General features: G+C 33.4%; 14 protein-coding genes. 3 read left to right on the forward strand and 11 right to left on the reverse strand.

Going from position 1 to position 13,275, the window contains the following annotated elements:
• Window positions 1-103 precede the first annotated feature (103 nt).
• Together DMA14_RS12815 and DMA14_RS12820 are read right to left on the reverse strand one after the other, a co-directional pair.
• Window positions 104-1,339, reverse strand: coding sequence for an ABC transporter permease (locus DMA14_RS12815; RefSeq protein ID WP_111425050.1), 1,236 nt, complete (start codon window positions 1,337-1,339; stop codon window positions 104-106).
• 100 nt (window positions 1,340-1,439) lie between these two features.
• Window positions 1,440-1,934: a YkgJ family cysteine cluster protein gene (locus tag DMA14_RS12820; protein WP_111425051.1), complete on the reverse strand. Its 495-nt coding sequence runs from the start codon at window positions 1,932-1,934 to the stop codon at window positions 1,440-1,442.
• Window positions 1,935-2,006: 72 nt separating this feature from the next.
• Here DMA14_RS12820 and DMA14_RS12825 point away from each other — a divergent pair, with 72 nt between their 5' ends.
• Window positions 2,007-2,714, forward strand: a complete 708-nt coding sequence (locus DMA14_RS12825) for a class I SAM-dependent methyltransferase (protein ID WP_111425052.1) — start codon at window positions 2,007-2,009, stop codon at window positions 2,712-2,714.
• Window positions 2,715-2,730: 16 nt separating this feature from the next.
• Window positions 2,731-3,276 (forward strand): YfiT family bacillithiol transferase, encoded by a 546-nt coding sequence (locus DMA14_RS12830; RefSeq protein ID WP_111425053.1) that lies wholly within the window; start codon window positions 2,731-2,733, stop codon window positions 3,274-3,276.
• A 74-nt stretch (window positions 3,277-3,350) separates the two neighbouring features.
• On the opposite strand, the gene DMA14_RS12835 is transcribed toward DMA14_RS12830, so the two are convergent.
• From DMA14_RS12835 to DMA14_RS12870, 8 genes are all read right to left on the reverse strand, one after another.
• Window positions 3,351-3,983 (reverse strand): 7-carboxy-7-deazaguanine synthase QueE, encoded by a 633-nt coding sequence (locus DMA14_RS12835; RefSeq protein WP_111425054.1) that lies wholly within the window; start codon window positions 3,981-3,983, stop codon window positions 3,351-3,353.
• A gap of 103 nt (window positions 3,984-4,086) precedes the next feature.
• Window positions 4,087-5,754, reverse strand: a complete 1,668-nt coding sequence (locus tag DMA14_RS12840) for a tetratricopeptide repeat protein (RefSeq protein WP_111425055.1) — start codon at window positions 5,752-5,754, stop codon at window positions 4,087-4,089.
• 16 nt (window positions 5,755-5,770) lie between these two features.
• Complete coding sequence (locus DMA14_RS12845) at window positions 5,771-6,694, reverse strand: PstS family phosphate ABC transporter substrate-binding protein (RefSeq protein WP_111376542.1); 924 nt, start codon at window positions 6,692-6,694, stop codon at window positions 5,771-5,773.
• A gap of 2 nt (window positions 6,695-6,696) precedes the next feature.
• Complete coding sequence (locus DMA14_RS22990) at window positions 6,697-6,927, reverse strand: hypothetical protein (protein WP_111365906.1); 231 nt, start codon at window positions 6,925-6,927, stop codon at window positions 6,697-6,699.
• Entirely contained in the window at window positions 6,927-7,727 is an 801-nt protein-coding gene (locus DMA14_RS12855; RefSeq protein WP_111425056.1) for an energy transducer TonB, read from the reverse strand. The genes DMA14_RS22990 and DMA14_RS12855 overlap by 1 nt, the downstream gene beginning before the upstream one ends.
• Window positions 7,728-7,766: 39 nt before the next feature.
• Entirely contained in the window at window positions 7,767-8,327 is a 561-nt protein-coding gene (locus tag DMA14_RS12860) for an ExbD/TolR family protein (protein WP_111425057.1), read from the reverse strand.
• Between the two features lie 19 nt (window positions 8,328-8,346).
• Complete coding sequence (locus DMA14_RS12865) at window positions 8,347-8,958, reverse strand: ExbD/TolR family protein (protein ID WP_111376539.1); 612 nt, start codon at window positions 8,956-8,958, stop codon at window positions 8,347-8,349.
• A gap of 42 nt (window positions 8,959-9,000) precedes the next feature.
• Window positions 9,001-9,825 (reverse strand): MotA/TolQ/ExbB proton channel family protein, encoded by an 825-nt coding sequence (locus tag DMA14_RS12870; RefSeq protein ID WP_008464979.1) that lies wholly within the window; start codon window positions 9,823-9,825, stop codon window positions 9,001-9,003.
• Window positions 9,826-10,206: 381 nt separating this feature from the next.
• Here DMA14_RS12870 and DMA14_RS12875 point away from each other — a divergent pair, with 381 nt between their 5' ends.
• On the forward strand, window positions 10,207-11,724 hold the full coding sequence (locus DMA14_RS12875) for a helicase HerA-like domain-containing protein (protein ID WP_111425058.1): 1,518 nt from the start codon (window positions 10,207-10,209) through the stop codon (window positions 11,722-11,724).
• Between the two features lie 113 nt (window positions 11,725-11,837).
• Here the strand turns inward: DMA14_RS12875 and DMA14_RS12880 are convergent, their stop codons facing one another.
• Entirely contained in the window at window positions 11,838-13,181 is a 1,344-nt protein-coding gene (locus DMA14_RS12880; RefSeq protein WP_111425059.1) for an FAD-dependent oxidoreductase, read from the reverse strand.
• Window positions 13,182-13,275 lie beyond the last annotated feature (94 nt).

Consider the following 13,275-nt stretch of genomic DNA (forward strand, 5'->3'; position numbering starts at 1 on the left):
CGCTCAGACTGGCAACCGAGGTTTTCTCCTTGATATATGCATGCAAAAAATAAACCCGACAGGTTTCCAAGACCTGTCGGGCTGTATATAATAGTTTATTAATCTAATCGAAACGAATGGCTTTTACAGGGGATATTTTTGTTATTATATAAGAAGGAATTAACAACACTAAGAAACAAACTGTAACAGTAAGCAGATTCAATAAAAGTATATAAGTCCAATTTAGATAGACTGGAGCTTCATTGACATAATAATTTTCAGGGTTGAGCTGAATTACTCCAAACTGCTGCTGGATTAAAAGAATTGAAATACCTATTAGATTCCCCCAGAATAATCCGCGAAGAATTAAGTAAAAGGCGTTATACAAAAATATTTTACGAACTGACCAGTTATTTGCTCCCATCGATTTTAGAATTCCTATCATTTGCGTTCTTTCTAAAATAAGCACCAAAAGCGCTACTACCATATTAATTGTCGCAACTAGAATCATGATCCCCAAAATGATTACAATATTAAAATCAAATAATTGGAGCCAATCAAAAATGTAGCTGTATTTTTCTATAATGGTTTTTGTATCGAGATTAGACGAAGTTGATTCGTAAACTTTGTTCCCTACTGCTTTAATTTCGTCAAAATCATTGACAAAAATCTCGAATGCTCCAATCTGATCCTCGCTCCATTTATTAATTCTTTGAATGTGGCGAATATCTCCTATAATATATGTAGCATCAAAATCCTGGAAACCTGAGTTAAATATTCCTGCAATTTTAAATCGTCGGATGTTTGGAAGCTTTCCTTGTTCTTCTTTTATAAAAAAGGTATTGAATTGGTCCCCGATTTTCAGATTCAAACGATCTGCCAAGAATCTCGAAATAATAACATCTTGATTCAATTGTTTTGAAAAATCTGGCAGCTTACCTTCTACAATGTACTCTTTAATATTGTTCCAATCGTAATCCGCCCCTACTCCTTTAAATATAATCCCTTCAAAAGCGTTTTCTGTTCGAATTATTCCAGCTTTACTTGCCACTGCTTGAATATGGCTTACTTCTGGTACTGACTTAAAATTAGGATAAAAATCTTGTTTCTTCGAAATTGGAACTGTGGTAACTTCTGAATTATTATTATCATAATTAGAAATTATAATTTGACCATTGAATGCAGAGACTTTATCACGAATCTTTTTCTGCAAACCAATTCCAGTTGCCACAGAAACAATCATCATAATAATTCCGATCGCTATTGCAGAAATAGCAATTTTTATAATAGGTGCCGAAATACTGCTTTTGTAATCTTTGGCAGTAATAAGTCTTTTGGCTATAAAATATTCTAAATTCAAATTATAAGTTTTCTCTAGGTTGATTAATTATTCCTTTCTCAAAAGTACACCTTAAAAAAGGAAAACTGTGATATTCTCGCTAACAATTGTTCGTTTCTATTTATAATGGTAATTTCTTTTTCATTTCCTCTACTATATTATATGCCGCTGGACAAATTTCGACATTTTTCAAAGTTAGGTTTGAAATCTGATAAAATTTATTCCTATCTGTATGAGGAAACTCTCGACAGGCTTTTGGGCGAACATCATAAATCATACAATAGTTTTCATTATCCAAAAAAGCACAGGGAACGCTTTTCAAAACATAGTCTTTATCCTCATCAATTCTTAAATACTGATCGATAAATTGTTGTGGCTTTTGTCTAAAATGTTTTGAAATTCGCTCAATATCTGCTAAAGTAAATAATGGCCCAGTTGTTTTGCAGCAATTAGCACATTTTAAACAATCCGTTTTCTTAAATTCAGCATCATGCAAATCCTGCATAATATAGTCTAAATTTTTTGGCGGTTTCTTTTTAAGCTTATCGAAATACTTTTTATTCTCGTTATGCTTATCTTTGGCTAACTTACTTAAGTTATTTAAAATCTGTTTCAAGTTTAAAATTTAAAGTTGATCTGCAAAATTAAGCAACTTTGAACTTGAAACCTTAAACTTTGAACTAAAACAATGAAAGATCTTTTTGGGAAAGCAATATTTGATTTTTACACCAAAAATTCGCCAGAAGATATTATCACCGAAACTTCGATTTCTGAAGAAGACGAAATGAGTGTTGAATATCTTTTCCGAACTTATAATGAAATGCCTAAAATTGAACAAAAGGCTTTACAATTGGCTAAAGGAAAAATATTAGATGTGGGATGTGGCGCCGGCAGTCATGCTTTATCGTTACAAAATGAACGCAATCTAGAGATAACCGCGATTGATATTTCAGAAAAAGCAATTGAAACCTGTCGCCTTAGAGGAATAATAAATGCTAAAGTTGAAAATATTTTAGATTTTGAAGGAGAAAAATTTGATACAATCCTCCTTTTAATGAATGGTACAGGTATTTTTGGCCAGTTAAAAAACTGTAACAAATACTTATCTAAATTAAAATCCCTTTTAAATCCTGGAGGGCAAATTTTAATTGACAGTTCTGACATCATTTATATGTTTGATGAAGATGAAGATGGCGGCAAATGGATTCCGTCTGAAAATGATTATTATGGTGAACTTGTTTTTAATATTAAATATAAAGGAGAAAAAGAAGAACCTTTTGACTGGTTATATCTAGATTATAATACGCTTCAAAATGCAGCAGTTGCAAATGGTTTAAATTGCGAACTTATCCTTGAAGGCGAACATTACGATTATTTAGCTAAACTTTCCATTTAAAACAAACCATAAAACCATGAATGAACTAGATTTAGAGAAATTAAAATATCCGATTGGAAAATTTACAGCTCCAGAACAATATTCAACAGAATATATTTCTGAAAAAATCAAAGAAATTGAAACTCTCCCTGAAAAACTAGCAAAGGAAACGATTCATTTAACCGACGAACAACTGGACACTCCTTATAGGCCTGGCGGATGGACAGTAAGACAAGTTATTCATCATTGTGCCGAAAGCCATATGAATTGCTACGTTCGTCTAAAATGGGCTTTGACAGAAAACAATCCTGTAATTAAACCTTATGACGAAGTTCTTTGGTCTGAATTAAGCGACAATCTGACAATGCCAATCCAACCAACTCTAGATTTACTGAAAGGACTTCATTTCAGATTGGGCTATATCATGCGAAGTTTATCAACATCTGATTTAGAAAAAACTTTTATACATCCTTCTGATAATTCAGAAATTAAACTCAAAAGAATGATTGGAATGTATGCTTGGCACGGAAACCACCACTTGGCACACATTACTACTTTGAAAAATTATAAAAATTGGCAATAACCAACTGTAAATTTTTTATACATCTGAATACTTTATAAACAAAAAAATCTCTTCAAATGAAGAGATTTTCTGTTTTATGGGATATTAAGATATTTATGTGTCTGCAATGAAACCCTCCATTTTGGATTATTCATAACATAATCAACAATAAGCGGAGTCATTTCTTCTTTTTTACTCCATTCTGGCTGAAGAAACAAAATCGCATCATCATTTACTAATTCTGCTTGTTCTTCCGCAAAAATAAAATCATGCTTGTTGTAGATAATCACTTTTAACTCATGAGCATTGTCATACACTGTTTGAGTTGGCAGTTTATTCTTTTTAGGTGAAAGACAAATCCAGTCCCAAGTTCCTGATAATGGAAAAGCACCTGAAGTTTCAATATGCACTTTTAAATTTTTCTCTTTTAAACGTTTTGTCAAAAAAGTCATATCCCATGACAAAGGTTCTCCACCAGTTACAACAACTGTATCAGCATATTTTGCAGCATTTTCCACAATTAAATCTACTTTCGTTGGAGGATGAAGTTCAGCATTCCAGCTTTCTTTAACATCACACCAATGACAACCTACATCACACCCACCAATCCTAATAAAGTAAGCAGCTCTTCCTGTATGTGAACCTTCTCCTTGAATGGTGTAAAATTCTTCCATCAACGGAAGCATGGCTCCTTTATTTACTTCTAATTGTATTTCTTTTGGTAACATTATACTATTTTAAAAGTGCAAAGATAGTCAATAAAATACGGAACAAAAAAACCGATAGTTTTTTAGAACTATCGGTTTTTATATTCTCTTTAAAATCTTCTAATTATTTTAAAGCTTTTATAGATTGTGTAGCATATGAATTAGCTGGATCTAAAACTAAAGTTTTATTAAAATACTCAATAGCCTTAGCTTTATCTGTATTAGCATAAGCAGCACCAATACCATTGTAAGCTTCAACAAATTTTTTAGCTACAGCTGGCTTAGCCACTTCTTCTGCACCTTTTGCTGAAATTTTAGCAACATACTCTTCGTAGTTTTTAATAATCATATCATCTTTATCTAATAAAGAGTTGATTCTAGCTTTATACAAATATGCTTCATCATAGCTAGGAGCAGTAGTTAAAATTTTATCGAAAACTGCATCTGCTTTTCCTAAAGCAACAGCATCACGGCTTTCTTTTGGTTTACTAGCATTACCATAGTATAAAGAAATTCCATAATAAACACTGTCATCTAAGTAATTTTTAGACTCAGGGTTGTTTGCTCCAAGTTCAAAAATAGACGCTGCCTGTGCATATTGTTTTTTACCGAATAATTCTTTTCCAAAATCTGCGAATTCTTCAACTACTAGAGGCTCTAATTCAATCGCTTTTTTGATATCAGCCAAACCAGAGTCAAAAGCTGCTTGATTTACTGTACCATCTGCTCCAGTTCCTTTTTTAATTTTAGAAAGTCCTAAATAGTAGTAATCTCTACCAATTACTTTGTTTGATGGTGTATTAATATAATCTTGAAGAGATTTAATAGCTACATCAACATTTCCATTTTCGTAAGCAGCATATCCTAAATATCTGAAAATTCTAGGATTTACTTTATCTTGAGCGATCATTTTGTTAGCTACAGTTTCTAACTGTTTGTAATCTTTAACTAAGATCAAGAAATCTGCATGACGCATTTTAGAATCAAGAGAGTAATCTGTCAAACTTAAGTACTTCTCATAATTTGTAATTGCATTTTGCAAGTTAACTTTAGCAGTAGAAGGTTTATTTCTTGCCCATTTGTAATATGTTTCAGCAAGCTCTCTGTAAACTGGCCCGTAGTTAGCATCTAATGCGATAACTTCATTGAATGATTTAATTGCTTCATCATAAGATTTAGCACCTTTTAATAAAACTCCCAATTGCATTTTTGCTCTCAACAAAGTGTTGTCAGCAGTAAAAGCATCACGGTAAGCTTTGTAAGCATCATTTTGGTTGTTTGCTCCGTAGTAAGCATCTCCAATCGCTAATAATGCTTGTGCATTTTGAGGATCAACTAATAAAGCTCTTTTCAAAACTTCAGTAGCATTTTTATAATCTGGATTCTCAGAATTCATGTAGGCTCTTGCGATGTAAATAAATTCATTTACATCTTTTTTCTTCATGTCTTTGGTTGCCAAAGCGAAATTAGCTTGAGCAGCAGCACTATTCTTAGCATCAAGATCTAATTGTCCTAAACCGATATAGCTTAAGTTTTTCTTGTCTGAAGCTTGCAATCCATTATTGTAATAGATTTTTGCAGAATCGACAACAGATTGGTTTAAATAAACATTACCTAAAACAAAATTTGCTTCCCCATCTGAAGGTTTACTTTTGATGATTGATTTAAGGATTGTTTTTGCTTTATCAAATTGTTCAGCATCAATTGCCTTCTTTGCTTGGTTGATATCTTGCGCTTTTGCTGCGGTAGCCGAAGCAACTAATGCAAGACTTAAAATTTTAAATTTATTCATCTTTATTGTAATTAATTTATTCTTTATCTTTTATAATTTCACTTCTAATCTTTAGTTTTCGCCCTGGAGTTTTATATGGCAGCAATCCAGATTTTAAAACTATTCGCTGTCCGATATCGCCTGCTATAAATGAAGCAAATCCCATTCCAAGTCCCGAATAACCTTGACAATTGATAATAAACAAATCACGTGCCAAAGGATATTTCCCAATTTCTAAGTCATTCTGAGTAGGACTGTAATATTCATTACTATTCAAACCTTTAACATAAAGGACGTTTATCTTATTAATAGTCTCAGTCATATCAGGTGTTGGCTGATAAAACCAATTAATACCAATAACCCCAATCATTCCTTCGTTTTCTGAAACAAATTTGATTACTTCATTATTTGTTTTAAATGAGAAAACTCCTGATTTAGGTATTTCCTTCACCTTCGCTAATTCCTTCATGTAACGAACAGTACTTGAATTAGGATTATCGAAAACTAGTCCTTTAATTTTACCATCTGTTTTACCTTGCATGAAATCAATAACACTTTTCAACGCAATTAAAGTATCATTATTGCTTTTGTTTGAAATAAAAGCAATAGCGTCATGGGCAAATGGAGTTACTCTCGGATTAATTTTACTTTTATCAAAACGAGCTCTTTCTTCTGCAGTTAAATCTCGAGTTGTAATTGCAACTTTAGTTTTTTGATTTAATAGATCATTAATTACTTCAGCTTCTGAATTTGGCTTTACTGTTATTTTTGCATTATAGTAAGTACCTTCAAAAACAGCAACCTGATCGTCTACAATTTGCTTTACTGTTTCGTCAACCGCAATATCAAGTGATCCTTTCAAAATGGTCTCTTTTTCAGTTTCACTTTTGCTTTTTTGGTTGCACATGGCAAACAAAAAGACAAAAACAACCAAACCCAAAGCCTTACTATATTTCAACATAATTATTCTTCTTTTGAATTAATTAATCTTAAAAATCTTATTCCCGAATATACAATTAGTAGTCCTCCAAAAGCATATCTGTATTTCCATTCCATGTTTAGCGGGAGTTTCTCCCAGAACATAATCATTAAACCGAGCACAAGATAAATTAAAAAAAACAGTATTCCTAAAACAAGAAGAAATCGCTCTTTGAGCGATTTCTTCTGAATATTATTAAGCATATCTTTTAACATTATTCTGCAGATTGAATAGTAATAGGAAGAGAGTATAATACCCTAACTTTTTTACCATTTTGCTCGCCGGGAGTCCATTTTGGACATTTTTTAAGAACACGAATTGCTTCTGCTCCTGTACCATAACCGATATCTCTTAAAACTTTAATATCTGTTAATGACCCGTCTTTTTCAACTACAAACGTAACGTAAACTTTACCTTTTAAACCTTCTTCTTCTGGAGTTTTGTAATTGTTTCCTACGAATTTGTAGAATTTATCAATACCTCCTGGGAAATCTGGTTTTACTTCGATACCAGCTGTATTATATACAGTATTATCTTCTTGTACCACCTCTGCTACTGGTCCTTTTCCAACTGGCTCATCAACAGTTAAAACTGCATCTGGATCTCCTTTGATAGTCTCAGCACCAACTTTTTTGTCTTTTAAATCAACAATTTTTGGTGGGTCTTCAGTTACTTCTTCCGCTTTTGCAACCACAGGTTTAACGAATTTAACCTGATCCACTTTAGGTGGCGGTGGTGGTGGCGGTGGCATATTAGGCTTAACTTCCTCTTTTTTAGGAGGTAGTTTTACTGCAGCCATCTTAACCTCTTTAACCTCTTCTTCTTCTGCTGAGTCTGGTAACAAACTCGCAATAAGAGGAGCGGCAATAGCAGCACTAAAGATAAGAGAACCAATAACAAGTGCTTTCACAGTTGTTTTTCCGTTTGATTTTCTCAGCTCGTATGCTCCATATATCTTATTACGTCCTTCGAATACGATATCAAGCCACTGATTTTTTATAATATCTAATTTCATACTTCTTGATTTTTAAGTCGATAAAATTTAAGATTGCTCTTATTTTTTATCTATCACTTTTGTTTCTTCTGGTGTAAACTCAGGAACAATCGCATACGTATCAACTCCAGTGATAGCCATTTCGTCCAAGATATCAACCAAATTACGGTAATTTGATTTTTTAGTTGGTTTAATGATCACAATGATTCCGTTTTTAGGTTTCCCTAAAGCTGCAGAATAAGCCAAAACATTTTTCTTTTGTTTTAGTAATTCTCTACGAATACCATCTTTACCATATGCAATATCTTTTGGTCCCACTTTTGGTGATGCCAATAATCCCATATAGTAAACCATTTTATTATCGCCACCTAACATTACTGTCATAGTACGATTCTCGTCTACTTTGGTATCCTCAGTTTTCTTATTTGGATCATCATCTTTATTTGGCAATGATAAATCCATCGATTGAGGTTTTGACAACGAAGTAGTTAACATAAAGAATGTAATCAATAAGAATGCCAAATCCACCATCGCCGTTAAATCGACTTTCGAATTCTGCTTTTTACTTCTTACTTTACCACCTTTACCACCACCGCCGTCGCCGGTATTTAATTCAGCCATCTTAGTGTATATTTTTTAATTAAAAGTCTCTTCCTCTCTTACCTGTAACTAAGTTAAAGGAATTGATTTTCTGATCTTGCAAAATATCCATAATTTTTCTAATTCTTGGATATTCTTCTTTAGCATCTCCTTTAATCGCAATCTGCAATTCTTTGTCATCCAAATCAATAGTAGCTCTTCTAGAAATTAGAAGCCATTCTTTTAATTGATTATCTAATGAGTCCAAAGGAATTCCAGGCTGGTTTGCTTTGGTTCTGTCCGCCGCTTTCATATCAATGATTTGCTTCAAACCTGTAATTGGCACACCAAAATCATCCATAAGAGCAAATTTGGTTTTATCTTCTTCTGAAAATTCAATACCATATTTTGCACCCATTCCTTCAAGAGTTCTTTTACGAACTTCTCTTCCTTTGATGTCAAAAAATACTTTCCCTTTTCCTACTGTAATAATAGCCAAATCAGTATCTGGCAGTTTACTTATCGCAACAGAAGCAGGCATATCTACAGGCAATGCCTCAGGCACTTTAGCAGTAGCGGTCAAAATAAAGAACGTTAGCAAAAGGAACGCTACATCACACATCGCAGTCATATCTGTCGATGTAGACTTTTTTTTCATTTTTATTTTAGCCATTATCTTTTATTTTATTTTTTTGATTATAAAATCAAAAATTAATTATTGTCTTAAACTTCCTCTGAATTTTCTGTAAGTATTAACGATTGTAGTACCAGCCTCATCGATAGAGTAAGTTAAATCGTCAATTTTAGCAGTAAAGAAGTTGTAAGAAACAATTGCTAAGATAGAAGTAGAGATACCTGTAGCAGTGTTGATAAGTGCCTCAGAGATACCTGTTGCAAGAGCAGCTTGGTCAGGAGTACCAGCAGAAGCTAACGCACCAAACGCTTTAATCATACCAGATACAGTTCCTAATAATCCTCCTAATGTACCTAAAGATACTAAAGTAGAGATAATAGTCATGTTTTTCTCTAACATTGGCATTTCTAATGAAGTTGCCTCTTCAATTTCTTTGTGGATTACTTCTGAAGCTTCTTCGCTGTTGAATCCTTCTTTTTTAACATCTTGGTATTTTACCAAAGCAGATTTAATTGCGTTTGCAACTGAACCTTGTTGTTTGTCACATGAAGCGATAGCAGCTTCGATGTTTCCTTCTTTAATACTACCTTGAACACTTTTCATGAATTTGTCAAGGTTAGTTTTTCCTGCAGCTTTACCGATAACAATAAATCTTTCAATAGAAAAAACAACAACCATTAAAAACATACCTAATAATACTGGTACGATGAAACCTCCTTTATATACTTGTCCTAATGTATTGATTGGATGTCCTGTTTCTGGATTACCTCCTTCGAAGTTCGCAGAATCCCCCATGATTACTTTCCAAATAAACACCCCTACTAAGATACACGCTACAATAATGATTCCTGTGATCATTCCTCCGCCATTTGAAGTGCTTTCTTTTTTAACTTTAACGTTTGCCATTTTTTTTAATTTTAATAGTTTTAAATAATTTTTATTTTTTAGTTATATTTAACTTGTAGAGGAGCAAATTTATACGTTTAGTTTAAATAAAAAAACTTTTTTTAATTTAATTGACCGAAATTTAACTTCAAATTAAAAAATATCTCATTAAATTGGTCACGTCATTTTTTAGATAAAACAAAAAAAAGGAGGATAATTAGAAAAATTACAACGTTTTAGTAAATATTCAAAGATTCCTTTGATATCTTCTTAAAAAGTTGCGAATTTTTTTTTTATTAAATTTTCAATCAAAAAAAGCTTTTTCTTACTAAAAAAAACCACATAAAAAGCACCCAAAAACAAAGCAATACTCATATAACAATCTAAATTACAAATAAAAACATGAATAAAAAAGAGAATTTTATTTCAGATATAACTACAGGGTATTCTTCGAAGGGAGACAGTATTATACTTGGAGGCGCAATGCTTGACGGTGAGCCAATTGCAGAAGCCCATGTAAAAATTCCGCTAAAAACTTTAAACCGACACGGATTAATTGCTGGTGCAACTGGAACAGGAAAAACTAAAACAATTCAGGTTTTTTCTGAGCAGCTTTCTAGTGCAGGAATTCCTGTATTAATGATGGATATTAAAGGGGATTTTAGCGGTATAGCCAAAGAAGGTAAAGAAGAAGGTTTTATTACAGAACGTCATGCTAAAATTAATATACCTTATAATGTATCTGCATTTCCTGTTGAGTTGATGTCTTTATCTAAACAAAATGGTGTTCGCCTTCGTGCTACAGTTTCTGAGTTTGGACCTGTTCTATTTTCACGAATTTTAGATCTGAATGATACTCAGGCTGGAGTTGTAGCGGTTATCTTCAAATATTGCGATGATAACAAAATGCCTCTACTTGATTTAAAAGACATTAAAAAAGTAATCAATTATATTACTGAAGAAGGTAAGGATGAAATTGCTGCTAGTTATGGTAAAATCTCAACTGCCACGACAGGAACCATTCTTAGAAAAATAATAGAATTGGAACAGCAAGGCGGCGACTTATTTTTTGGCGAACTGTCTTTTGAAACGGATGATTTAATGCGAATTGATGAAAACGGCAAAGGTTACGTTAATATCATCCGCTTAACGGATATTCAGGATAAACCAAAATTATTCTCGACTTTTATGTTGAGTCTTTTGGCTGAAATTTATCAGAAGATGCCAGAAAAAGGAGATGCAGATCAGCCTGAATTGGTGATCTTTATTGACGAGGCGCATTTAATTTTTAATGAAGCCAGCAAAGCACTTCTGGAGCAAATCGAAACTATTGTAAAGCTAATTCGTTCTAAAGGTGTTGGAATTTATTTTGTTACGCAAAACCCAATGGATGTACCAAGCGGTGTTTTAGCTCAGTTAGGACTAAAGATTCAGCATGCGTTAAGAGCTTTTACAGCAAATGATCGCCAGGCAATTAAAAAGACAGCCGACAACTATCCTACTTCTCCTTATTATAAGACTGATGAATTATTGACGAGTCTAGGAATTGGGGAAGCTTTGGTCACAGCGCTTAACGAAAAAGGCATTCCAACTCCGCTTGTGGCGACTATGATGCGTGCGCCAATGAGCCGAATGGATGTTTTATCTCAATCTGAAATTGATGAGATAAACGGCAAATCGAAACTAGTTAAAAAATATGCTGAAGAAATTGACCGCGAAAGTGCGTTTGAAATTTTAAACAAAAAACTGACGGAAGCCGCCGAGGTCGCAGCCCAGCAAGAAGAACAAGCTCCTGCCAAATCATCAAAAGCCGGTCCAAGCACTACAGAAGTTGTTACAAAATCTGTTTTGAAAGTCGTAACAAGCGCTACTTTTATAAGAGGTGTTTTTGGTGTCTTGACTAAAATCTTTAAGAAATAAAAAAACTAAACCATCTAAAATATAAAACCCGACAGATTCTTAAAAAATCTGTCGGGTTCATTATTATATGTAAAGTTTATATTTACTTATATAATTATAATAGGTATAAAAACTTAAGCCTGTTCTAATAATGCTAGAATTTTGTTTTCAACTTCTGAGCTGTCCCAGATCTTTTCTATATTTTCCATTCGAAGGATTTCTTCCATAATTCCGTTTTGATAATCCCCAATTGCCAAAGCTTCGGCATAAGGGCGATCACTAAAAGTAACGCGGCTGTAAAGCGGAATCCATTTGTCTGGGTGTTTATCTGAGAAAACTTTTTCTATTTTCTTTTGCAACAAGAATTTTTCATCAGCCGTTTTAGTACTCATTTCTAAGAAATTTCGATACGAAAGTTCTGCAATGGCATCTGCATTTGGTTTTCTTGAGATCTGATATTCTGAGAATATTTTTTTCCAATCGTCTTGGTACTTTTCAATCATTTCACTTAGAACCGTAATATCTTCAAAACCAGCATTCATTCCTTGCCCGTAAAAAGGAACAATGGCATGACAGGCATCTCCGATTAAGGCAATTTTATTTTCGTAAGTCCAAGGGAAACATTTCATGGTTACCAAAGTACTGGTTGGATTTTTAAAGAAATCATTTGCTAGTTCTGGAATTACTTCGATTGAGTCTGGGAAATTTTTCTCAAAGAAATCTTCAACCATTTTGCGGTCCGTTAATGATTCAAACGAATTTTCTCCTTCAAAAGGCATAAACAAGGTACATGTAAAACTTCCGTCAAGGTTAGGAAGTGCAATTAACATGTACTCTCCTCTTGGCCAAATGTGAAATGAGTTTTTATCTAGTTTATGAGTTCCGTCTGGATTTGCTGGAATGTTCAATTCTTTATACCCCATATTCAAAAATTCCTGCGAATAGTTGAACATGCTCTGACGCTGCATTCTGTGACGGATTCTAGAAAAAGCTCCATCGGCACCAAAAACCATATCGAACTTTCTTTCTTCCCACTCTCCTCTTTCACTTTCGCCGATATGAAGCGTAGCGTCGTTCAAGGTAACGTCCCAAACTTTTTGTTCAAAATGAAATTCGGCTCCAGCTTCTTCAGCAAGATCGATCATCTTTCTGTTTAGTTTTCCTCTTGAGATAGAATATATAGATTCGCCTTCTTGACCGTAATTCTGAAAATTTAATTTGTCTACCAAGTGAATGGCGCGTTTATCCATCGGAATTGCAATTTCTCGAACCGAATCTCCAACACCAACTGCATCCAAAGCCTTCCAGCCACGGTTGGACATTGCTAGATTAATAGAACGGCCAGAAAAATTTATTTTTCGGATATCTGGGCTACGATCATAAACATGAACGGTATGACCAGCTTTTTTAAGATAAATTGCCAGAAGTGACCCTACAAGTCCAGAACCAACTACAGCAATTTTTAATGATGTTTGCATCGAGGGAAAATCTAATATTGGGTCGTAAAAATAACTAATAATTGTACATGACCCTTAAAATAAATGAACAAATTGTTTGTAAATAGTGATTCAC

The sequence above is a fragment of the Flavobacterium sharifuzzamanii genome (assembly GCF_003254585.1).
Classification (GTDB): Bacteria; Bacteroidota; Bacteroidia; order Flavobacteriales; family Flavobacteriaceae; genus Flavobacterium; species Flavobacterium sharifuzzamanii.